Source organism: Rhodococcus sp. MPR-R1B (assembly GCF_058793255.1).
The window spans coordinates 172,590-195,570 of sequence record NZ_JBXAFO010000001.1 but is presented as its reverse complement, the minus strand read 5'-3'; the positions used below and the strand labels follow the sequence as shown (position 1 = coordinate 195,570).

Sequence of the window (22,981 nt, the reverse complement as noted above, 5' to 3'; positions counted from 1 at the left end):
TGCGCTGAATCTATCGCGAGCCCGGCAGTACCTCACCGTGGTGCTCGTCCAGCAGGGGACTGCGGCGGACATCGGGGCGTCGGCTATCACCGAACACGACGGGTTGTCGTACGTAGGAGATTTTTCCTGCTACCGGGTGCTCGAACGATTCGACGACTCCGCGATACTCGGCCTGCGCGGAGGTGAGTGCCTGCTGGACGTCCCAGATTTCCGAGCCGGCGAGGCCCGCGTCGCCGAGAATACCGACCACGTCGGCGACGGTCTTTCCGGCAGCCCAGTTTTCGATCTCCTTGCGCAGTGCCGGTTCGTTCTCGGTCCGGGCGGTGTCGTCGGCAAATCGGGGATCTGCGATCAGGTCGACGCGATTCATCGTCTGCGCCAGCTTCTCGAAACCCGACTGGCTCGCAACTGCGAGGACGAAGAGTCCGTCGTCGGCCTTGTAGGTGTCGAACGGTGTTGACACCGGATGACGGTTGCCGACGCGTGGGGGAGTGAGCCCGGTGGATTGCAGTTGGCTGTGTGCTGTCGGCAGCATGGCGAGCATGCTGTCGAACATCGCGACGTCAAGGTGCTGCCCGAGTCCGCTCGCCCGTGCACTCAGCAGGGCGGTACTGATTCCCCAGGCGGCGAACAGCCCGGCGACCAGGTCGCCGAACGACTCACCCAACCGTGTCGGCCCGGATTCCTCCGAACCGGTGATGCTCATGATTCCCGAAAGAGCCTGGACTACAAGGTCGTAGGCGGCGGCTCCGGACATGGGCCCGTCCTGTCCGAAACCGGAGATGGACGCGTACACGATGCGCGGATTGCGAGCCCGCGCAGCCTCGTAGTCGATTCCCAGGCGCTTGGTGACGCCGGGGCGAAAGTTTTCGACGACGACGTCGGCGGTCTCGATGAGCGTCAGCAGCGCCTCACGGTCCTCGTCGTTCTTGAGGTTGAGTGCCACCGAACGCTTGCCACGATTGAGCACGTTGAAGTAGATGCTCTCGCCGTCGCGGAACGGGCCGAGGTGCCGAGAGTCTTCACCGTGTTCGGATTCGATCTTGACGACGTCCGCACCGGCGTCGGAAAGCAGTGCGGTGCAGTAGGGTCCGGCAAGGACGCGCGAGAGGTCGATGACCCGGATGCCGTCGAGTGGGGGAAGTGCAGTCATGTCCGCGCCTTTCAGAACTCGGTGGAACGCGGCGACGGAGCATTGCCGGCAATGGTGAGCAACTGGATCTGCGAGGTGCCCTCGAAGATGCGGAGAATGCGGCAATCGCGGTACAGGCGTTCGATTTCCGATTCGCGCATGAAACCTGCGCCACCGTGGATCTGTACGGTTTGATCGACGATCGAGAAGCAGGCTTCGGTGGCGACGTACTTCGAAATCGATGCGGCGCGGCGGATGTCCTGACCGGCGTCCTTGACGTCGGCGGCCCAGTCTGCGGTGACGCGTGATGCGACAAGTTGCGCGTCGCAGCCACCGAGGAGTAGCTGGATTGCCTGGAAGTCGAAGATCGGCGTGCCGAACTGCTTTCGCTCCGTTGCGTACTCGCGTCCCAGTTCCCAAGCGCGCAGAGCGATGCCGTTTGCCATTGCCGCTACGTCGATGCGTGCTCGGTTCAGGGCGGTCAAGGCAATGTTGCCGCCGCGACCTTCGGTGCCGATCACGGAGTCGAGCGGCAGAACGACGTCGTCGAGGTAGACGGTGTACGTCGGGGCCGAACGAATTCCCATCTTGTCCTGCGGCTCCGAGTAGCTGATTCCCGGAGTTCCCTTGGGGACGACGAAGGCGGTGATGCCTCGGAATCCTGCGCTCGGGTCCGTCTTGGCGAAGAGCACGACCAGGTCGGCTTCCTTGGCGTTGGAGATGTACGTCTTCGATCCGGAGAGATGCCAGCCGTCGTCCTCGCGTCGGGCGACGGTACGCATCGAGGCGATGTCGGAGCCGGCATCGGGTTCTGTGAGTGCAAAGCCGGCCAGTAGTTCGCCCGACGCGAGCTGGGGCAACCAGCGATGCTTCTGCTCTTCGGAGCCGCCGACGAGAATCGGCTCGAGGCCCAGGTAGTGGGCGGTGTAGATCGATGCCAGCGCGGCGTCGGTGCGTGCAACTTCTTCGATGGCGACCAGTTGGGTTCGTGTCGACAGACCCAGCCCGCCGAATTCCTCGGGCACGGAAATGCCCATGAGGTCCTGCTGCCCGAGGCGCTTGACCAGCTGCGCCGGGAACTCCTTGGACTCGTCGCGTGCGGCTGCTCCTGGGTGGATCTCGGCGTTGGCGAAGGCTCGGACAGTGCTGCGGAACTCTGCGAGATCGACGCTGTCGGTGTCGGGCGCGGTCTGGGTAGTCACGGGGGCTCCTTCGAGGCGGAATAGTTACGAATTTCATCTAATGAAATCTAATTGCCACTAGTTGGCATGGACTGACTATGGCCGAGGGTGGCGAATTTGTCCAGGGGTGAAGTTGTTGTGTCGCGGCTCACGTTCTGCAATGATCAACTTGTCTAAGCCTGTATAGACAAGTTGATTGCGGATCGAACCCACTACAAGTCGGAAGCAGCGTGGCTTTCGACGGAAGGTGCTGACATGAGCCTCGTTTCAGTCGACACGACACCGGACTCCGAGAATGTGAGGAGGGTGTCCAGTACGTATTTCGAGGGCTTGTCGGCGGATCGATACGCTGCGCTCGCCGAAGACCGCAAGCTGGCGATTGTCGCCGCGCACATGGACCTTTCGCGTCGACGAGGACACAACTCGTCGATCTCGCGACTCGCGCCGGCCGGGGAGTTAGGGGATGGCCCCGCGATTCAATACGTCGGCGACGACATGCCGCAGCTCGTCGAAGCGGTCTTGGCGACACTTGCCCGTGCCCGCGTGGAACCTGAATTCGTGGTGCACCCCGTGCTTCGCACAGCCGTACAACCGGCGCACAGCACCGAAGACGCCCGGGCCGGGGAGCACACCGAATCATGGATCCACATAGGACTACCCGCACACTGTTCGGACGCGCAGGCGCAGGTGATCGCGGACGACGTCGCCGGAATCCTCGACCGTATCGCGCGTGCCTTCCGCGATTCCGTGCCCCTGCGGGACCTCGTCGACGAGGCGCGCGAGCAACTGGACTCGAACGGCTACGCCGAAGAAGCTGACTTTCTCCGGTGGTGCAGCGCCGGAAACTTCAGTGTCATCGGTGGTGCGCGAACTGTCGACAGTGACGAGCCGTACGCCATCGGCGTGCTCCCCGATCCAACCGGCTCTTCGGATTCGAAAGCGGCGCCCCTCGCGATTGCAGTGGTGTACCTCCGGCAAGGGTTCGGTGGATCCGAATACGCCACCGAGATCGACGTGTCCGTCGGCGACCGTGCGTACCGATTCGTCGGGTTCTTCACCGCGACCGGTATCGTCGCCGACGTCAGGCGAACCCCGCTCGTGCGAGGACGCGTCGCAGACATCTTCGAGGCCTCAGGATCCACCGTCGATTCGTTTGTCGGACAATCGATGCTGGCAGTGATTCAGTCGATTCCGGTCACAGTGCTCCTGGCGGCCGAGCCGGCCCGAATCGCGGACGCGCTGGACGAACTCACTTCCGTGGACGGCCGCACATCGATCCATCTGTTCTTGCAACCGGTGGGAAGTTCCCCGGTGACAGGGCGAGATCAAGAGTTGTCGGCTTTGCTCTTCGTTCCGCGCGAGAAATTCAGTACGACGATCAGAACAACGGCCGAGTCGGTACTCGCCGACGCACTCGGTGCCCACAATATCGAGTTCTCCAGTCGAGTCTCGGAATCCCCCTTGGCCGTCGTACATTTCACGGCCACAGTCGGCGGCGGCGCGAACTTCGCGTCGGCGCGACAAGCACGGGAGATTCGGGACCTCGTCGTCGACGCGTGCCTGACGTGGGACGAACGATTCGTTCTGGATGCTTCGCACTACGACGAGCGGCGCAGGCGTGCTCGGTTCGCCGAGCGCGTTCCGGTGGCATACAAGCAGGATTTCGACGCTGTCCGAGCCGCCGAGGACATGGCGGTGTTCGAGGGCCTCGCGCCCGGAGAAGTAAGTCCAAGGTTGGCCCGTTCTGTCGACGGACCGGGTACTCACCGTCTCGGGCTGTACGTCTCGGGTGATCCGCTCTCGCTGGGCGAGGTGCTGCCCGTATTGCAGAGCCTGGGCGTCGAAGTGGTCGACGAGCGTCCGTACGAGATCGCACCGGCGGGAACCGAACAGTCCAGGATCTACGAGTTCACGCTCGACTATCCGAGTGCTCCGGTCGAAGGCTTCGACAACTTTGCCGCGCGATTCGCGGCGACGTTTGCCGCGGTTCGAAACGGTGACGCCGAGCCGGACTCGTTCAACGAATTGGTCGCGATCGCGGGACTCGGCTGGAAACAGGTAGTGGTGCTGCGGGCATACGCGGAGTTCTTGCAGCAAGCGGGATTTCCTTACAGCACCGGTCGCGTCGCCGAGGTACTTGCCGATCATCCCGAGATCGCCGGCAGATTGTGCGAATTGTTCGAGAGCCGTTTCGATCCTGACGTCGTCGACGGAGATCGAGGTGCACGTGCAGCAGCGGACGTGGAAACGGCCGTGGCGCAGGTGCAAGGACTCGACGCCGATCGGATCCTGCGCGCGTTGTCCGAACTGGTCCGTAACACGTTGCGTACCAACTATTTCGTGTATCCGACTCAATCGCTCGGCGCGCTCTCGTTGAAGTTCGATTCGGAGAAGCTGTCCGTATTGCCTTTCCCTCGACCGAAGTTCGAGATATTCGTGTACTCACCCGATGTAGCAGGTGTGCACCTTCGTTTCGGTACGGTGGCTCGCGGCGGCTTGCGCTGGTCGGATCGGAAAGAGGACTTTCGCACCGAGGTACTGGGATTGGTGAAGGCGCAGGCAGTCAAGAACGCGGTCATCGTGCCTGTCGGAGCGAAGGGCGGATTTGTCGTCAAACGCCCACCGGTTCCAGGGCTGGGCGCAGACGCAGACCGAGAAGCTGCGTTGGCGGCCGGGATCGATTGCTACCGATCCTTCATTCGCGGACTACTCGATCTGACCGACAACGTCGACAAGCAGAGCGGGGCCGTTGTCGCGGCGCGGCGGGTCGTTCGCCACGACGGGGACGACACGTATCTTGTTGTCGCCGCGGACAAGGGAACTGCGAAGTTCTCCGACATCGCGAACGAGGTTGCCGCGGAGTACGGATTCTGGCTCGGCGACGCCTTCGCGTCCGGCGGGTCGGTCGGCTACGACCACAAAGCCATGGGTATCACGGCGAAGGGCGCCTGGGAAAGTGTCAAGCGGCACTTCCGTGAGCTCGGCGTCGATACCCAGCACGATGACTTCACCGCGGTGGGGATCGGAGACATGAGTGGCGACGTCTTCGGCAACGGTATGTTGTGCAGCAAGCACATTCGCCTGATCGCGGCGTTCGATCATCGGCACGTGTTCGTCGATCCGGACCCGTCGCCTGAGCGCTCGTACGACGAGCGATCACGTCTCTTTGCGCTCCCCCGATCCTCGTGGGCCGACTACGACCCGACCTTGATCAGTGCCGGCGGCGGAGTGTGGGAACGCTCGGCGAAGCGCGTTCCGATCAGTGACGAGATGCGAGAAACCCTGGGCCTCGAGGGCGACGTCACCGAACTGACTCCACCGCAACTGGTTCGGGCGATTCTGCGGTCCCCGGCAGATCTGTTGTGGAACGGCGGCATCGGAACGTACGTCAAGGCCTCCGGTGAGTCCGACCTCGAAGTCGGCGACAAGAGCAACGACGCCGTTCGGGTGAACGGCAACGAAGTGCGTGCCCGAGTGATCGGTGAAGGAGGCAATCTCGGCCTCACCCAGGCCGGACGGATCGAATACGCACGCCGCGGTGGACGGATCAACACAGACGCCCTCGACAATTCGGCCGGAGTCGATTGTTCCGACCACGAGGTGAACATCAAAATCCTTCTCGACTCCCTGATCAGCTCAGGCGTCGTCACGGACTCACGTCGTGACGCACTACTCGAATCGCTGACCGACCAGGTCGCAGAACTCGTTCTCGCAGACAACCGTTCGCAGAACGAACTGATGGGTACCACGCGGGCGGATGCGGGGGCGATGATCGGTGTGCACGGCAGAGTGATTTCCAACCTCGAATCGCGCGGGATCGTCGACCGTGTCATCGAAGGGTTTCCGACCAAGAAGCAGTTCGCCGCGGCCGAGAAGTCGGGAACGGGGCTGACGTCGCCGGAACTCGCCACACTGATGGCCCACGTCAAGCTCGATCTGAAATCCACGCTGTTGGAAGGAAGCTCGATCGACAACCAGATCTACCGCCAGGTGCTGGCGAACTATTTTCCGGAGGGCGTTCGAGTTGCAGGGGGTGACGCCCTCGACCGGCACCCACTTCGTCGCGAGATCGTCGCGACAGTGCTGACGAACAACGTCATCGATCGAGGCGGCATCACCTATGCGCATCGGCTCGGTGAAGAAGTCGGCGCTGATCCGGAAGACGCAGTACGTGCCTTCACTGTGGTCTCCGAGGTGTTCGGACTGTGGAAGTTGTGGCACGACATCAGCGAAGCCTCGATCTCGACCGCAGTGTCCGACGAGTTGATCCTGCTCACCAGGCGACTGCTCGACCGGGCGTCACGGTGGATGCTGACACGTCGTCCGCAACCGCTGGCCGTCGGGGCCGAGATCAGCAGATTCGGTGATCGCATCGCGGAGGCGTCGGCCGAGCTCGATGGCTGGCTGGTAGGCGCAGATCAGCGGAACCTGGCTGCGCGAACGGTCCTCATCACGGACAAAGGCGCGCCGGAGAACCTGGTCAGGCGAGTGGAGATATTGCTCGATCAGTTCGGACTGCTCGACGTGGTGGAGATCGCGGACCTCGCCGATCGGACGATCTCGGAGACCGGCGAACTCTATTTCCGGCTCGGTGAGCATGTTGGGCTCGTCCCGATGCTCAATCGAGTGTCGGCATTGAGCAAGGACGGAAAATGGAACGCGTTGGCGAGGTTGTCGTTGCGGGACGAGTTGTACTCGACGGTGCGGGCCCTGACCCTCGACGTCTTGGCCGACGCGGAAGCGGGTGACACGACAGCGGAAAAACTCTCGAGGTGGGAAGAAAGGAATGCGTCGAGAATCGAGAGGTCCACTCTCGCGCTCGCAGAGATCGAGGCGTCCGGGCAACACGATCTTGCTGCGCTTTCGGTTGCGACGAGCCAATTGCGGCGCATGGTGGGTTAGGTCCGGCGCGGACGCTCGCGGATGGATCGGAAAGGTGCACGAGGCGGATAGACTTCGGAGGCCGAACGGGAGAACCGACTCGGTGGTTTTCGACGAACGGGTGGTGGCGATGGCGATTGCCGAAGTGGACGCAGAACTCGCCGTGCTGTTCAACGAGGCAGGCGGCGAGTCCGCCCCTGCCTACGAACGGGTCAAGAACCTCGTGGTCTCGCAGATCAACTCGGGTCGGTGGACCGAAGGCGATCAGCTGCCTTCGGAGAATCAACTGGTCAGTGCGCTGGGGTTGTCACGAATGACGATCAATCGAGCGCTTCGCGAACTCACCAGCGACGGTCTGATCGTGCGGATGATGGGGGTCGGTACTTTTGTCGCCGCCACGAAGACCGCGTCCCCGCTGTTCGAAGTCAAGAACATCGCCGACGAGATTCAGCGCCGCGGCCACCGTCATCGAACCGAGGTCGTCTTCGTTCGTGAGGAAGAAACCGACCACGGGCAGACGTTCCTTCGTGAATCGGTGGGCAAACGGGTGTTCCATTCGCTGATGGTGCACTTCGAGGACGAAACTCCGATTCAGGTGGAAGACCGATTCGTGAATCCGAACGAGGCGCCCGACTATCTGCGCCAGGACTTCACCGCGATCACCCCCAACAACTACTTGAGTGACGTTGCGCCTCTGGTTCGCGGCGAGCATGTCGTGGAAGCGGTGTTGGGTAGCCCGGACGAATGCGAGCTGTTACGCATCGATCGCGGGGAACCGTGCCTGCTGATTCGCCGCCGCACCTGGTCGGCTAACGGATTGGTCAGCGCGGCGCGCTTGATCCATCCGGGTTCACGCAATCGCTTGGAAGGAACCTTCGAGCGCTGATCGTTTCGAATGGCGAATCCTGAACACTCGCTCGTCCGATTGCACCATTTTCGGGGCCGACTTCGGTGCAATCGACCAGGACGTGACTGCGAGCACACTGAGATCATGGGTGGACGGTTATTGCTTCCGCAACCTCACTTCCCGACGAGTGAGACCTGAGCGGATCCCAGCAACGCCGTCTACGCCGCTCGCTTCCATGATCGAAGGAGTTCGACCTGTGACCGACTTGCCCAAGGACCTACTTGTCGCCCCGAAGTGGCAGGAACGCCTCGACGAACTGGCAGCCAAGCATTCGGTACCGGGCGCGCAGGTCGGTGTGATCGCGCTGGGCGAAGACGGCGCGGCGGACATCCGTGTCATCACCACCGGAGTGACGAGCCTGAACACGCGCGTCGACGTCGACGCAGACACCCTGTTCCAGTACGGATCCGCGAGCAAGATCTGGACGACGACGCTGATCATGCAGCTCGTCGACGAGGGCAAGCTGACGCTGGACACCCTGGTGGTGGAGGTGCTTCCGGAGTTCACGATCGCGGATCCTTCCAACACGAAGGAAATCACGATCCGCCAGTTGCTCACGCACACAAGCGGTATCGACGGAGACCTGTTCAACGACACCGGTGACGGTGACGACTGCGTCGAGAAGTACGTCGACGAACTCGCGACCGCGATCAGCGTCACCGAGCCCGGCGGGCATCTGAGTTACAGCAACGCGGGTTTTGCCGTTGCCGGCCGCATCGTCGAGGTCCTTCGTGAGATGACGTGGGACGAGGCGTTGGTCGAATATCTCTGGAAGCCACTCGGATTGACGCACATCATCACCAAGGCCAAGGACGCGCCGCTGTTCCGCACGGCCGTCGGCCATGTGGCCAACCCGGATCGGACGTCGCCGGACAAGGTGATTCCGACCAAGCAGTGGCTGCTTCCGCGCGGTATCGGTCCGGCCGGGATCATCACCGGATCGGTCAGCTCGCTCCTGACCTTCGGTGCTGCACACATGCGTGACGGACTCGCATTGACGGGTGAACGCATTCTGTCCGAAGAATCCGCGCGCCTGATGCGCACTCCGCAATTCGACCTGACCGCGGTCTCGAGCGTCGATCAGGCCTGGGGTCTCGGCTGGATCCTGTCCGACTGGGGCGGCGTGACGTCCGCGCAGCACGGTGGTGCGACAATCGGCCAGATCACTCGTTTTCACACCTTCCCCGAGCTCGGTCTCGCCATGGCCGTGGTGACCAACTCGCGTGGCGGCGGCGCCCTGGCCCACGACATCGAGAAGGAGATCGCCCAGGAGCTCGATCTCGTTCTGCCGGAACCGAAGTCCGAGCCGAATGCGGAAGACATCGACCTGTCGCACATTCTCGGAACCTATGAATCGACAACCGTGCGAATCGAACTCACGCGCGGCGAGGACGGCGGATTCCAGGTGCAGAACTTCGCCAAGGTCGAGATCGACGGCGAGCCGCCGGCTCCGCCCACCAAGGTCGTACCTCTGTCCGCCTCCAGGTTCTTGATCAGTAACGAGAGCGCTTCGGGTGAGATGGCTCATCTCACGATCGATGGCGAGCAATATCTGTACATGACAAGGCTTTTCAAGAAGATTTCCGACTAGTCGCGGCGATTCTCTCCGCTGAATGAAATCTCGGGCAGGTCGAAGGCGATGAGGGCCCTCGACCTGCCCGCACTACTTTTCGAGGAAAACTCATGATGAAACCTCTCGCTCCTTTTCCGGACGTGAATCACCCCGCGGCACTCGATGCTTACGGCCTTGCGCCGGTCATCGACGGTCACAACGATCTGGCCTGGACGGCTCGCGAAACTGCCGCATACTCGGTGGAGAATCTCGAGAAGGATTCCATCTTCCAAACCGACATCGACAAACTCGGTCGCGGCGGCGTCGGTGCGCAGTTCTGGTCGGTCTACACCCCGTGTGACCGGACGGAGCCAGAGGCGGTTCAGTACACACTCGAACAGATCGACTACGTGTACCGGATGATCGAGCGATATCCGGATACTTTCGAATTCGCGCGTACAGGTGACGACGTGCGTCGCATCTGGAGCGAGGGCAAGGTCGCGTCCTTGTTGGGCGCGGAGGGCGGTCACAGCATCGGCAGCTCGCTCGGTGTCCTGAGAATGATGGCGCGCCTTGGTCTTCGGTACATGACGCTGACGCACAACGACAACACCGGGTGGGCGGACTCCGCGACGGACACTCGAGTACACGGCGGGCTGACCGACTTCGGTCGCGAGATCGTGCGCGAAATGAATCGGCTCGGCGTACTCGTCGACCTGTCGCACGTCTCGGTGGAAACGATGAGAGATGCCATCGAGACGTCTTCGGCGCCGGTGATTTTCAGCCATTCGTCGTGCTCTCAGCTATGCGGTCACCCCCGTAATGTTCCCGACGACGTCATGCGACTGCTCGCGGACAACGGCGGGGTCATCATGATCGCCTTTGTACCCATGTTCCTTTCTGCCGAGTACAACGAGTGGTTCAAAGGCGGGCGAGTCGGCCCACGACCGGCGATGACAGTGGACCATCTCGCCGACCACGTCGAGCATGCCCGAGACGTCGCGGGCATCGACCACATCGGTTTGGGCAGTGACTACGATGGGTTCGACGACTTTCCGGACGGTATGCAGGACGTATCCGGTTTCGCGGTGTTGATAGACCGTCTGGCGGAACGCGGTTGGTCCGCGGAGGACTTGGCAAAGCTGATGGGCAACAACGTGTTGCGTGTGCTCGACGAGACCAGTGCGGCCTCGATGTCGAGCCTTTCCTAGCCGTATCGACGCCCGAGAAGATGAGGATGAGAATGAAGAAGATTCGTACCGTTGCACTGAAGCTGGTTGCTTCGGTGTCCGTAGTTCTGGTTGTGCTGGTATCGATAGCGCTCGTATTCAATGTCGGCTCCAGCAAAGCGAGCGTTCCGGCCGGGGAGACGGGCAACCAGTTCGTGTCCGTCGACGGAAAGAACATGAGCTACTCGATCCGCGGCAACGGCGATCAGACCATAGTGCTGTTACCCGGGTTCGGAACGTCCGCACCGATTCTCGACTTCACACCGCTTGTCAACGAGCTCGCACCCGACTACCGCGTCGTCACGATCGAGCCCTTCGGTTACGGCTACAGTGACGGAACGGACAAGGACCGCACGACTGCGAACATCGTCGAAGAGATTCATACGGCAGTACAGTCGCTGGGAATTGACGAATACATCCTCATGGGGCACTCGATCACTGGTCTCTATGCGCTGGACTACACCGCGAAGTACCGTGACGAGGTCACCGCATTCGTGGGTATCGACAGCAGTGTTCCAGGGCAGCCGAACATGGATACCAAATTCCCGATCGACGCACTCCGAGTTGGAAGGCAATTGGGCTTGGCGGAATTGCTGTCCAAGGTCGTCGGTGGTGAAGCCTCGGACGAGTACCTCGATCCCGCCGCAAAGGACGAGATGCGACAGTTGACTGCGAAGAACAACTTCAGCGATACCTATCTCAACGAGATGGATCATCTTTCCAGTAACTTCGCTGAAGCAATCGGCAAGACGTTCCCAGCCGATCTTCCGATTCTGTTGTTCGCCGTGAACAATTCAGAAGTTCAGGGCTGGACAGAGCTGCACGAGGGGCAGGCAGCCTCCGTCGATCACGGAGAGGTGATCTTGCTGGACGGAGACCACTACCTGCACCACACCAGGTCGAAGGAAATCGCCGAGAACCTCGGAAGGTTCTTGGGTGAGCTGAACTGAATCCGGGAGGACGTTAAAGTTGGAGGCGGGGCCATCGAGTCGAGATGGTCCCGCTTCTTTCTTCTCCACTGATCGTTCGGAGGCATTGTGGCGCAGACCTGGTCACGCGAAGAACTGGTGAGCGAGCTGGACTCGGCGTATTCGAAACTCGAGGCGTTACTCGACGGCGTCGCCGAGGCCGATGCGTTCGACGCCGTTGCCGTCGACGCGTGGACGGTGCACGACGTACTCGCTGTGCGTGTCTGGTGGGCAGAGGCCGTCGCAGAGTGGATAGGTGCCGGGCTGCGAGACGAGGCTCCGCAGACGCCGGCGGCGGGTTACAAGTGGACGCAAACACCCGCACTGAACCAGTCGGTTGTCGACGCGAGCATCGACATTCCGGCTCAGGAGCTTCGTGACCGCTTGGGAGCTGCTGTTGCGATGTTGCGCAACTACATCGAGACCCTTGACGATGATCAACTGCTGTCGGTCGGGGTTTTCTCGTGGACCCGGACGTGGCCGGTCTCGAGGTGGATCGCCGTCAACACGATCACCCAATACGCGTCGTTGTCGAAAATGATTCGGCGAGTGCTGAAGTCGAACAATCAGCTCTGAAGTCGATGCATCCGCCATACGTCCGGTCCGTCGGGGAGCGAGGTCTGGCCGACGATCGTGAAACCGAACCGTTGGTACAGCGGTAGATTTCGTTCGGTCGACGTATCGAGCCAGCAATTCTGTTCGGTTCGATCCAGTTCCGCCAAAGCATGTTTCAGTAGCGCAGAACCCAATCCGGTTCCGCGTGAGCGCGGCGTCGTACCGATCGTTGCCAACGACCACGCGTTGTCGGGGACGGGAAGCGCAGACAGTTGTTCGTAAGCCTGAAGAACGCGCTCGAACCGATCTCCGTGCAGTTCGACGATCTTCTCGACGGTCGCTTCATCAGGCTCTGGAGCGTCCGGCGGCAGGACTGCGATGACGCCGTTGCCGGAATCGTCTATGTAGGAACGCCCGAACGGTAGTGCCAGGTGTTCGAGGTAGATCCGTTGCAGAGTCGCGACGCGTTCCACGTGGGAGTCTTCGGCGACGCACCAGTTCGTCCAGGGGTAGTCGGCAAACGCCTCGCCGAGAACCTCGGCGGCACGGTCGAGGTCGTCGATGGACAGCGGTCGAACAGAATTCTGCATAGTGCCACTTCAGCACAGTGAGGTCTTCCGTCGCCACTCGATTTCGGCGGTGTAGCAGGTGCGCGGGCCGTGGTCACGTACTTGTGAGTTCATTCAAGAAAGTTGGACGAGGCTGTCGATCCTGCGTTGACTGGTAGTGATCGGGCAATCGCCGAGCTGTCAACTCCGGGCACGTGAGATCCGGGTACGGCGATTCTCCGCGAAAGGAACAGATATGAACAGGCTCGAAAGCAAGAGTGTAGTGATCACAGGCGCCGCCAGTGGAATCGGGCGTGCAGCAGCACAACTCATGGCGGCAGAGGGCGCCAAGGTGTTGGTCGCCGACCTCGATCCTGCGCGTGCAGAGGAAGCGGCGGTGGCGATTCGCGAGACCGGTGGCAATGCACTGGGTTTCGGCGTCGATGTCATGAACGAGGACTCTCTGGCAGCGATGATCGAAAAGGCGGTCGCCGAATTCGGCGGCATCAACGTCCTGTGTAATCACGTGGGCGGTAGTAACCCGCGCAAGGATCTCGACCTGCTCCGGATGGACTTGGACGAGTGGGATCGCGTGATGTCGCTCAACGTCCGCAGCACTGTCGTCGCTTCACGACTTGCCATTCCGCACATGAACAGTGCCGGTGGAGGATCGATCGTCAACACGGCCTCGGTAGGTGGATTGATCGGGGATTCCCTGCAGTCTGCCTACGGATCCGCCAAAGCGGCAGTCATTCGTCTGACGCAGTACATCGCAGTCCAGTACGGAGCAAACGGTGTTCGGTGCAATGCCGTAGCGCCGGGCGCGATCATGACACCCGCTCTCGTGGACAACATCCCCGCTGATGTCATCGACGGCATGAAGCAGGCAAACGCCCTGCCTTACCTCGGCGAACCCGAAGACATCGCGCATGCCATGGTCTACCTGGCTTCGGACGAATCTCGCTACATGACGGGGCAGACCCTGGTGGTCGACGGCGGACTCACCAGCAAGAGTCCGCTCGCGACCGGCCGTTCGTCGATGTTGAGCTGAATCAGCTCCGCCAACCGCTGGGGCCGGCGCCCAGAACCTCGATGGATCCCTGACTGGCGTGTGAATGCTTGGTGCGGTGCGTCATTCGCCACTTTCCGTCGATCCGCGCCCATGAGTCGTGGTAGTCGCCGAGGGTGAAGAAGTTCAGGTGAGCCTTGCTCCCGGTGCCCACATGCATGTCGCTGACATAGGAGCGGCTGGTGGCGAGATCGCCGACCACCTCGACCAGCACGTTACCGATCAGATGTTGGGTGGGACCGCACTCGTCGAGGAACGAGCGGATGGACGCCACTACCTCGGCGGGTCCGCGCAGAGTTCCGGTGCCCAATTCTGCCGTAGCGTCCGGCGTCATGATCCGGTGGAGTTCATCCCACTCTCGCGCATCCATGGCTCGGGCGAACTCGAAGATGGAGCGGGTGATCTCGCGTTCGTCGAGAAGAGTGGTGATGTCGATGCTCATGCTGTGCGCCTTTCTTAACGTCGGGGGGTTAATAAAGGCGCACAGCAGATGTCAGCGGTTGAGCAGCTTGCGCATCGCTTCGGCAGCGCCCTTGACCATCTTGTCTCGGGGGAAGCCACTGCGCTTCTTGGCGCCTTCGTAGTTTCCTGCAGCCACCCAGATCGGGCCGTCGGCAAGGTGTTCGAGACCTTCACGTGCAACATCTTCGGGCTCTGCGACGTTCATGCCCGGGATGTCGAAGTTCAGTCCCGCGCGAATCATAGCGGGTGTGCGAGTGACACCGAGAATGAACTCGACGACGTGAACGCCGTACGGCTGGAGTTCGAGCCACAGGCTTTCGGCGAAGATGCGCCCGAATGCCTTGGACGCCGCGTAGATGCTCTGGTGCTCGGAGCCCATGAATCCGGCCAGCGAACCGAGCAGCATGATGCCGCCGCGTCCGCGATCCTTCATCAATCCGCCGAAGTGGTGCGAGAGTTCGAGCTGCTTGTTGATGTTCAGCTCGATGACTCCGGCAAATCCCGTCAGATCTCCGGTGACGAACTCGTGGCCGTAGCTGTTGGCGCCGGCGTTGAAAATGAGGAGACCAACCTCGACGTCGTCGGTGACAGCCTTGATCTGATCGAGCGCGTCCGGAACGAGCAGATCCAATGCGAGAGTGCGTACTTCGACGCCGTTGGCGCGTGCCTTGGCCGCGGTCTCCTCGAGCGGGCCCGGCTTGCGGGCGATGAGAACGAGGTTGATGCCGATCTTGCTGAGCTCGTCGGCGAACCCTGCGCCGACACCTTCTGAACCGCCGGCGATGACTGCCCACGGGCCGTAGTACTGAGGATCGATCATTACTACCTTCTTCGAAAGATGTTGGCTTGACTAGTGAAACGGAGTCGGTACGGGTTCGCTGTCGTCGACGATCGGCTGAGGCACCGGCTCGTCGTTGAGGATCTCGAGTTCGCCCGCTGTTGCAGCGTTCACGATGGACGCGATCAAGGCGCCGCACTGCTTGCGAGGGGCACCGGGTCGTCCCTCTCGCTGCCCGAATTCACGGTCGTCGGCGATTTCGAGGCACTGGGCGCGGGCCTGGTCACTCCACTGAACGGTGGTGTGTTCCCAACTGTTCTTCTGGACCAGGACCTGAGCCTTGCACTCAGCGCACTGAAGAGGCTGCATCTTCGTCTGCCTTCTTTGCAGCGAGGTTGTCTTCGACTTCCTTCTGCCAGGCTGCGACGGGTCGCGCGGTGTCGAGTTCGAATTCGAAGCGCTCGGTCATCTCGGGAGCGATGTCCGCGACATCGACGTAGAACTGTTCGTACCAGCGACGGAGCTGGTAGACCGGGCCGTCTTCTTCGCACAGGAGCGGGTTCTCGATGCGAGTCTTGTTTTTCCAGATCTCGACGTCCTGCTCGAAGCCCTTGGCGATGAACGTGCCGAAGTTCGCGGCCATCGCGTCGGCGGCTTCACCCTGGAAGCGATCCGACTTCTTGACGATGATGCCGTACTGGAGCACGAACTTGTCAGCGCTGACCGGGTAGTGGCAGTTGATGAGCACAGAGTCGACGTTGTAGTCCTCGTACTCGTAGGTCAGGTCGTCGACCATGAAGGAGGGGCCGAAGTACGTGGCAACCGAGTTGCTGCCGACCATCTTCGGGGTGCCGGCTGCGTGGGGACGCATGTCCGAGCGAGCGACGCCGCGCATGTACTGCGTTGCGGCGTGGCCTTCGAAGACGTTCTTGAAGTACGTCGGGAAGGAGTAGTGCACGTAGAAGAAGTGCGCCATGTCGACGATGTTGTCGACGATTTCACGGCAGTTGGTGTCGACGGTCGTGGTGTACCAGACCCAGTCGCTCCACTCGTCGCTGAGCGCGCCTTCGATGCGGGGGATAGCCACGTCGTCGGTCGGCGGGTTGCCCTCGGGGTCATGCCTGCCGAAGAGCATGCCGTCCTGGTCGAGGGTTTGCCAGGCGCGCGTCTTGGCCAGCGGGGGGACGCGGCGTGCGTACGGAATCTTCTGGCACTTGCCGTTGCCGCCCCAGCGCCAATCGTGGAACGGACAGGCAATGGCGTCGCCCTTGATGGTGCCCTGGCTCAAGTCGCCACCCATGTGACGGCAGTACGCGTCGAGGATCTTGACGTTGCCTTCACTGTCGGCGAAGACGACCAGTTTGGTGCCGAACGCCTCGATGGAGTGCGGCTGGCCGTCCTTGAAGGACTCCGTGAGTCCAATGCAGTGCCATCCACGCGCAAAGCGTGTAGGCGCGGTTCCAGCTTGGATCTCGCGAACCTCGTCGTTGTCGGACTGAGTGATCGTCACGATGAGTCCCGTCCTTTCCAGGGGCAGTGTCGACGCCCGACGCTAGGGGAGCGTGAATTGCCTCTGGGGTCTCGTCTCACTGGCCGGGACCAGCGGCGAGCGCGAGGATCCGGCGGCTGATCCCGGCCTCCGGGACTTCCGATCACCGGAACGCGTGACCGACATATCGTGACGGGGCAGCCGTTATGTCTATCTGCCGATCCGCTCCCTCACGGTTCGGTGCGAGGAGTGTCTCCCATGGTCAACAAGGTTCTGAGTTCAGTCCGTGATCTGCTTCCGAAGATCGCGGCCCGCGCTCAGAAGGTCGACGATTCGCGCAAGATCTCCGAACGGACCATCCGGGAGCTGTCCGAAGCCGGCGTCTTCTCCATGCTGGCGCCGAAAAGATACGGAGGTGCCGAGAGCGACCCGGTTCAGTTCTACGAAGTGGTCAGGGCCATCTCGGCTGCCTGCGGCTCGACCGGTTGGGTCGCGTCGGTGGTGGGGGTGCACCCGTGGCATCTTGCACTTTTCGACGACCGAGCGCAGGCCGACGTGTGGGGAGAGGATCAGACGACGCTCATCTCGTCCGCCTACGCGCCGGTCGGTCGACTGACGGCGGTGGACGGTGGTTACGAACTGTCGGGCCAGTGGGGCTTCTCTTCCGGCTGTGATCACGCGAGTTGGGCATTGCTGGGCGCGATGGTGGTCGGCATGGATGGTCGTCCCGTCGATTTCATGACGGTGTTGGTGCCGCGTACGGATTACGAGATCCGAGATGTCTGGGATGTCGTGGGGATGCGCGGCACCGCGAGCAACGAGATCGTGGTCGACAAGGCCTTCGTTCCCGAGCACCGATTGAAGCGCAACTACGAGACCGCACAACTTCGCGGCCCAGGCCAAGCAGTCAATCCTGGTCCGCTGTACAAGCTTCCGTTCGGGAGCATCTTCACCTCGACGGTTGCCGCTCCGTGTGTGGGCATCGTCGCCGGTTGTTACGAGGGGTACCTGGACGTGATGCGTGAGCGCGTCCGTCTGAGTTTGGGTGGTGGACGGTTCAGTGAGGATCAGTTCGCTCAGGTCGCCGTCGCACGTGCGTCGTCGGAGATCGATGCTGCGATTCTGCAGATGGATCGCAATATCCGGGAGATGTACGAACTTGCTGTGGCCGGTCAGGAGCTCCCACTCTCGATGAGGCTGCGTGCGCGTCGTGATCAGGTTCGTGCGACGGAACGCTCGGTGGAAGCGATCGACATGCTTTTCAAGACGGCAGGCGGGAACTCCCTCTCTCGCGGAAACCCGATCGAGCGTGCGTGGCGTGACGTTCATGCGGGCAGCGTTCACGTTGCCAACGAACCCGAGCGCGCGTTGGCGCTCTACGGCCGGGCGGCGTTCGGACTGCCGGTGGAGGACAACCTGATCTGACGGGTTGGCGCGTCACCGGGTGGGGTATTTGCCTTTGGATGAGGGAAGTACCGGCTCTGACCATCGGCTCGATCGTCGACATGGCGGGTGTCGCGCGCGCGAAGGTGATGCCGGCCGGCCGAACCGGTGTCTTCGAGAAAGCCGGTGCGGGAGTCTCACCGAGCTGGAACGTCTTCTGTAGCGACGATCGGATTGCCTTCACCGATTCCTTTTCCGTCGTGGGTGATCTCCGGTTGCGTATCGACCGCTCCGACCTCCGTGATCTCGGAGGGGGCGTGTCGTGGGCGCCGGCGACGTTGCACGAGCAAGACGGTGCGACGGCTGCCGTGTGTACTCGGTCCGCACTCACTGCCGTCGTGGCGCGGCTTGCCGCCGACGGACTGGAAGCTCGGGTGGGTCACGAGATCGAGTTCGCTCTTTTCGGTGATGCGTGCAACGGAGCGTGGTCGGCGTACGGGTTAGGTGCAGTCCTGCGCCGCGAGGACTTCCTCAAGGACCTTCTGCGCAATGCCGAACGCGCACAACTTCATATCGAGCAAGTTCATGCAGAGTACGGACCGGAACAATTCGAGATCTCCATCGCTCCGGCAACTCCTGTTCAGGCTGCCGACCTGGTGATACTGGCCCGGATCTTGATCAGCCGCACTGCCAGAGCCCATGGATTGGCGGCCTCGTTTTCACCGATACCTACGATCGGAGGTGCAGGGAACGGTGCACACCAGCACTTTTCGTTGAACTCAGGTGGGCGGCCCGTCTTCTCCGGTGGCGGGCAGGAGTACGGGATGACCGACAAAGGATCATCAGCTTTGGGTGGAATCCTCTCTCACCTCACGGAATTCACGGCCGTCTTTGCGTCCTCACCGCTCTCCGGGGTCAGGCTGCGACCGGACAATTGGTCGGGGGCCTACGTCTGTTGGGGGCTCGAGAACCGGGAAGCGGCACTGAGGTTCTGCGCAGAGTCACCGTCGAATCCACACGGCGCCAACGCCGAAGTGAAAATCGTCGATCCATCGGCCAACCCGTATCTGGCGACCGCTGCGATACTTGGCCTTTCGCATATCGGTATCGGCAATGCCTCGCCATTGCCGCCGGAAATTGTGGTGAACCCGTCGACTCTCACGGAGGCGGAACGTGATGAGCGCGGGGTGACCCGAGTCCCCACCGATCTGCGCGAGATAGTGCAGAAGTTCAACTCCTCCTCGGTGGCGAAGGAAATCTTCGGGGAGTCGATCATCGAAGCGATGGTGTCAGTGAAGGGAGTTGAGCGCGAGACTTTCTCCCAGATGGACGAGGCGACAACCGTCGAGCGGCTTCGATATACCTGGAGCTGAAAGGGTTGACGCGCAAGATGTCGAGTCCTATGTTTAAGCTATTCCTTAATTAAGGAGTTGCTTACATGGACGAGCGAAGTGGCCGACTCGATGCAGTGTTCAGCGCATTGGCCGACCCGACGAGGCGTGAAATGCTCTCTCGCCTCACTGATGGTTCGATGACCGTCGGTGAGTTGGCCGAGCCGTTCGAAATGAGTCGACCCGCCATCTCTCAGCATCTGAAGGTGCTCGAGCGAGCCGGTCTCATCGAACGAACCGCCACCGCGCAATGGCGCACGTGCACCCTTCGCGCAGAGGGTCTCGACGACGCCAGCGCCTGGGTCGACGAACACCGGCGAGGCTGGAACGAACGCTTCGACCTCCTCGACGAGCGTCTACGTGAGCTGAAGCAACCTCGACCGAAGAAGGAGAAGGACAATGAGTGACCAGAACGTCGATGCCACTGCAGAATTCACCATCACCCGGATCTTCGATGCGCCGCGCGACCTTGTCTGGCAGGCGTGGACCGACCCCGACGAGGCGGCGCGCTGGTGGCATCCGAAGGGTGTCAGCAGTCCTCGGGAGTACGTCACGATCGACCCCCGGGTTGGCGGAACGTACCGCTACCTGATGATCAACGACGAGAACGGAGCCGAGTACCCCACCGGCGGAACCTATCTCGAGGTCGACGAGCCGAAGAGGCTGGTCTTCACCTGGGGAAATCCGAGTGATCCAGTGGATGCCGCACCTCGGATAACGGTCACGCTCGCAGAACGGGGTGACAAGACCGAAATGACCTTCCACCTGGTAGGAATTCCGGGATTCAAGGGTGACGGGAATGCGTACGACGGATGGGAATCCGCTTTCGACGTGTTGGACGAAGTTCGCGCCGGCGACTAGTCGGGAATCGGACACCGCGACAGCGGTGCCGGTGATTGAATGGGGCTGATAGTCCATTCGTCACCGACGCAGGAGAGCCTGATGGCACCAGAAGTTGCGGTAGTTCTCGAGGGATACACCTACTTCGAATGCCCGCGCTGGCACGAGAACCGGATCTGGGTATCGGACTTCTACACCTACCAGGTGATTTCGGCCTGCGAGGACGGGACAGACATACGCGTCGAGGCGGAGGTTCCAGGGCAGCCGTCCGGGCTGGGGTGGCTTCCGGACGGCAGATTACTGGTCGTCTCCATGCGGGACCAGAAGATTCTGCGGCGAGAATCCGATGGCGAGTTGGTGGTGCACGCAGACTTGTCCGGGTACGTCAGTGCCAACGTCAACGACATGCTGGTCGACGCACAGGGACGAGCGTACGTGGGCAACTTCGGGTTCGATCTGATGAACCTGGCCCCCGTCGAGACGGCAGATCTCCTCCGCGTCGACCCGGACGGATCGGTGCACGTCGTCGCGCGAGATCTCCACTTCCCCAACGGAATGGCTCTGACGTCGACCGGAGATCTGCTCGTGGACGAAACGCTGGGAAATCGAATCAGTGCGTTTGCCGTCCAGGCCGACGGCTCTCTGGGTGAACGCCGCGACTGGGCGTCGTTCGGGCCGGTGCCTGGTGGACCCGAGATGGAGACCACCCTCGCTCAGATCGTCGTTGCGGCGGACGGGTGTTGTATCGACGGAGACGATTCGATGTGGGTGGCCGATGCCCTCGGAAGCCGTGTTCTTCATGTGGGCGCCAGCGGGGAGATAGTCGACGAAATTGCCTTCGACAGCGGTGTCTTCGCTTGCGGACTCGGCGGTTCCGACGGTCGTACCCTGTTCGTTTGTGCCGCACCGGATTTCAATGAACACGCTCGCAAGGTGGCTACCGAAGGAAAGCTGCTGTCGATTCGCCTGGAGCCTTTGATCTGATATGGAATTGGTGACCTCGCTACCTGCCGACACTCCGCTGCGGCAGGTAGCTCAGCACGTCCGACGCATCGAGAACCTTGGTTTCGACACGGTGCACATCTCCGAAACCATTCGTGATCCGTTTGCGGTGGCGGCCCTGGCCGTCGAGCACAGCAGTACTCTCACTGTCCGGACGTCGATGGTTGTCGCGTTTGCGCGCAGTCCCATGGTGACGGCTTTGGCTGCCTGGGATCTTGCGGGTTTCTCGGGTGGGCGATTTCAACTGGGGCTTGCGACGCAGGTGCGTGGGAACATCGTCGGGCGGTACTCGATGCCGTGGACGGATCCTGTTGCGCAACTGCGTGATTACGTCAGCGCTGTACGCGAGATCTTCCGAGTGTTTCAGGAGGGCGGTGAACTCGACCATGCGGGAACGCACTATACCTTCGACCGGCTGCAGCCCTACTTCAATCCGGGGCCGCTCGATGTTCCGGCTCCGGAGATCTGGACCGGGGGAGTGAACTCGCGCATGTGCTCACTGGCGGGAGCCGTCGCCGACGGTTTTGTTTCTCACCCCACCAGCTCCCATCCGAAGGTGCTCGCGGAGAGGATCATTCCATCGTTGACGGCGGGCGGAAGGAAGCCGCGACTGATTGCCGTTCCGAAGATGATCACCGGCAAAGATCCTGCCGCGATACTTGCTCAACGAGAAGCGGTGCGCAGTGAACTTGCCTTTCTCTACTCCACTCCGGCGTACCGAGTCGCGCTGGAGGTCCTCGGATTATCCGAGGTCGGGGAAGAACTGACAGTGATGGCGCGGGCAGGTGATTGGGCTCGACTACCTGCCGTCCTCACCGACGATGTTCTCGACAGGCTGGTCACGCAATGCACCTACGCCGAACTCCCCGAGGTGCTGAGTTCGAAATACGCGAGTCTCTGCGACGGCATTGCACTGGCGGTGCCGGCGAATCCCACCGACGACCGCGTCTTCGCAGCGATGTGTGAGGAGATTCGAGCCGCCGCAGCGTCTGCCCCGTGACGTCCAGTCGGCGCGAACTACACTCTCGACATGGGGCGCGTCTACGAAGGCATCGATGAAAAGCTCACCACGTGGTTGCAGGCTCAACCGCTGTTCGTCGTTGCCACCGCACCGTTGTCTGCTGACGGGTTGGTCAATTGCTCACCCAAAGGGGGAGTCGGATCGTTTGTGGTGCTGACATCCAACCGGGTGGCGTACCTCGACCTCACCGGCAGCGGTGTGGAAACCATCGCGCACGTGCGCGAGAACTCCCGAATAACACTGATGTTCATGGCGTTTGACGGACCACCGAAGATCGTACGACTGCACGGTCACGGACACGTTCTGCTTGCAGGGTCGGAACCGTTCAACGAGCTTGTCGGTAGGTTCCCTGAGCACCCGGGGCTGCGGTCGATCGTCGTGGTCGATCTGACGCGCATTTCGGATTCGTGCGGATACGCAGTACCGCTGATGGACTACCAATCCGATCGTGACGTGCTCGACCGCGTGGCGGAGAAGAAGGGCCCGGAGCGGCTCATCGCCTATCGCGCCGAGAAGAACGCGAAGAGTGTGGACGGTTTACCTGGCATCGACCTGGAGTGATACAAAATCGCGTCGCCGTGCGAAAGAGTGTG

The 22,981-nt window shown here is 61.6% G+C and carries 21 protein-coding genes; 14 read left to right on the top strand and 7 right to left on the bottom strand.

Annotation, left to right across the window (positions count from 1 at the left end):
- Positions 1-10: 10 nt before the first annotated feature.
- Positions 11-1,153, bottom strand: coding sequence for a CaiB/BaiF CoA transferase family protein (locus AC1Q61_RS00930; protein ID WP_003940060.1), 1,143 nt, complete (start codon positions 1,151-1,153; stop codon positions 11-13).
- An 11-nt stretch (positions 1,154-1,164) separates the two neighbouring features.
- Positions 1,165-2,334: an acyl-CoA dehydrogenase family protein gene (locus AC1Q61_RS00925; RefSeq protein ID WP_007732726.1), complete on the bottom strand. Its 1,170-nt coding sequence runs from the start codon at positions 2,332-2,334 to the stop codon at positions 1,165-1,167.
- Between the two features lie 234 nt (positions 2,335-2,568).
- Between AC1Q61_RS00925 and AC1Q61_RS00920 the strand changes: the two genes are divergently transcribed.
- From AC1Q61_RS00920 to AC1Q61_RS00895, 6 genes are all read left to right on the top strand, one after another.
- Complete coding sequence (locus AC1Q61_RS00920) at positions 2,569-7,215, top strand: NAD-glutamate dehydrogenase (protein ID WP_252194537.1); 4,647 nt, start codon at positions 2,569-2,571, stop codon at positions 7,213-7,215.
- Positions 7,216-7,324: 109 nt separating this feature from the next.
- The gene (gene hutC / locus AC1Q61_RS00915; RefSeq protein ID WP_024487384.1) at positions 7,325-8,080 is read left to right on the top strand and encodes a histidine utilization transcriptional repressor HutC; all 756 of its coding nucleotides are present in this window, start codon (positions 7,325-7,327) and stop codon (positions 8,078-8,080) included.
- 217 nt (positions 8,081-8,297) lie between these two features.
- A complete protein-coding gene (locus tag AC1Q61_RS00910) occupies positions 8,298-9,692 on the top strand; it encodes a serine hydrolase domain-containing protein (protein ID WP_003940270.1) in 1,395 nt (464 codons plus the stop codon).
- Between the two features lie 92 nt (positions 9,693-9,784).
- Positions 9,785-10,864: a dipeptidase gene (locus tag AC1Q61_RS00905; RefSeq protein ID WP_007732718.1), complete on the top strand. Its 1,080-nt coding sequence runs from the start codon at positions 9,785-9,787 to the stop codon at positions 10,862-10,864.
- Positions 10,865-10,896: 32 nt separating this feature from the next.
- The gene (locus tag AC1Q61_RS00900) at positions 10,897-11,832 is read left to right on the top strand and encodes an alpha/beta fold hydrolase (RefSeq protein WP_007732711.1); all 936 of its coding nucleotides are present in this window, start codon (positions 10,897-10,899) and stop codon (positions 11,830-11,832) included.
- An 87-nt stretch (positions 11,833-11,919) separates the two neighbouring features.
- A complete protein-coding gene (locus AC1Q61_RS00895; RefSeq protein ID WP_007732702.1) occupies positions 11,920-12,426 on the top strand; it encodes a ClbS/DfsB family four-helix bundle protein in 507 nt (168 codons plus the stop codon).
- Here the strand turns inward: AC1Q61_RS00895 and AC1Q61_RS00890 are convergent.
- Positions 12,417-12,995 carry a GNAT family N-acetyltransferase gene (locus tag AC1Q61_RS00890; RefSeq protein WP_042924843.1) on the bottom strand — a complete coding sequence of 193 codons (579 nt, stop codon included), beginning with the start codon at positions 12,993-12,995 and terminating at the stop codon, positions 12,417-12,419. The two genes, AC1Q61_RS00895 and AC1Q61_RS00890, sit on opposite strands and share 10 nt — an antisense overlap.
- Positions 12,996-13,209: 214 nt before the next feature.
- Between AC1Q61_RS00890 and AC1Q61_RS00885 the strand changes: the two genes are divergently transcribed.
- Positions 13,210-14,004 carry an SDR family NAD(P)-dependent oxidoreductase gene (locus AC1Q61_RS00885; protein ID WP_192712209.1) on the top strand — a complete coding sequence of 265 codons (795 nt, stop codon included), beginning with the start codon at positions 13,210-13,212 and terminating at the stop codon, positions 14,002-14,004.
- A gap of 1 nt (position 14,005) precedes the next feature.
- Here AC1Q61_RS00885 and AC1Q61_RS00880 read toward each other — a convergent pair whose 3' ends face one another.
- The 4 genes from AC1Q61_RS00880 to AC1Q61_RS00865 are packed head-to-tail and all read right to left on the bottom strand — an operon-like array spanning position 14,006 to position 16,772.
- On the bottom strand, positions 14,006-14,464 hold the full coding sequence (locus AC1Q61_RS00880) for a nuclear transport factor 2 family protein (protein ID WP_003940631.1): 459 nt from the start codon (positions 14,462-14,464) through the stop codon (positions 14,006-14,008).
- 51 nt (positions 14,465-14,515) lie between these two features.
- Positions 14,516-15,304 carry an SDR family NAD(P)-dependent oxidoreductase gene (locus AC1Q61_RS00875; RefSeq protein WP_020909164.1) on the bottom strand — a complete coding sequence of 263 codons (789 nt, stop codon included), beginning with the start codon at positions 15,302-15,304 and terminating at the stop codon, positions 14,516-14,518.
- Between the two features lie 30 nt (positions 15,305-15,334).
- Positions 15,335-15,631 carry a hypothetical protein gene (locus tag AC1Q61_RS00870; RefSeq protein WP_003940353.1) on the bottom strand — a complete coding sequence of 99 codons (297 nt, stop codon included), beginning with the start codon at positions 15,629-15,631 and terminating at the stop codon, positions 15,335-15,337.
- A complete protein-coding gene (locus tag AC1Q61_RS00865) occupies positions 15,609-16,772 on the bottom strand; it encodes a 3-ketosteroid-9-alpha-monooxygenase, oxygenase component (RefSeq protein ID WP_492650761.1) in 1,164 nt (387 codons plus the stop codon). Before AC1Q61_RS00865 ends, AC1Q61_RS00870 begins: the two co-directional genes overlap by 23 nt.
- A 237-nt stretch (positions 16,773-17,009) precedes the next feature.
- On the opposite strand from AC1Q61_RS00865, the gene hsaA reads away from it, so the two are divergent.
- From hsaA to AC1Q61_RS00830, 7 genes are all read left to right on the top strand, one after another.
- Entirely contained in the window at positions 17,010-18,176 is a 1,167-nt protein-coding gene (gene hsaA, locus AC1Q61_RS00860; RefSeq protein WP_042448427.1) for a 3-hydroxy-9,10-secoandrosta-1,3,5(10)-triene-9,17-dione monooxygenase oxygenase subunit, read from the top strand.
- Positions 18,177-18,214: 38 nt separating this feature from the next.
- Complete coding sequence (locus AC1Q61_RS00855; protein ID WP_118606682.1) at positions 18,215-19,507, top strand: type I glutamate--ammonia ligase; 1,293 nt, start codon at positions 18,215-18,217, stop codon at positions 19,505-19,507.
- A gap of 65 nt (positions 19,508-19,572) precedes the next feature.
- Positions 19,573-19,932, top strand: coding sequence for an ArsR/SmtB family transcription factor (locus AC1Q61_RS00850; RefSeq protein WP_007732695.1), 360 nt, complete (start codon positions 19,573-19,575; stop codon positions 19,930-19,932).
- The gene (locus AC1Q61_RS00845) at positions 19,925-20,386 is read left to right on the top strand and encodes an SRPBCC family protein (RefSeq protein WP_007732694.1); all 462 of its coding nucleotides are present in this window, start codon (positions 19,925-19,927) and stop codon (positions 20,384-20,386) included. The genes AC1Q61_RS00850 and AC1Q61_RS00845 overlap by 8 nt, the downstream gene beginning before the upstream one ends.
- An 81-nt stretch (positions 20,387-20,467) precedes the next feature.
- On the top strand, positions 20,468-21,349 hold the full coding sequence (locus tag AC1Q61_RS00840; RefSeq protein ID WP_007732692.1) for an SMP-30/gluconolactonase/LRE family protein: 882 nt from the start codon (positions 20,468-20,470) through the stop codon (positions 21,347-21,349).
- A gap of 1 nt (position 21,350) precedes the next feature.
- Complete coding sequence (locus tag AC1Q61_RS00835; RefSeq protein WP_118606679.1) at positions 21,351-22,367, top strand: TIGR03617 family F420-dependent LLM class oxidoreductase; 1,017 nt, start codon at positions 21,351-21,353, stop codon at positions 22,365-22,367.
- 30 nt (positions 22,368-22,397) lie between these two features.
- Positions 22,398-22,949, top strand: a complete 552-nt coding sequence (locus AC1Q61_RS00830; protein WP_003939780.1) for a pyridoxamine 5'-phosphate oxidase family protein — start codon at positions 22,398-22,400, stop codon at positions 22,947-22,949.
- Positions 22,950-22,981: the final 32 nt, after the last annotated feature.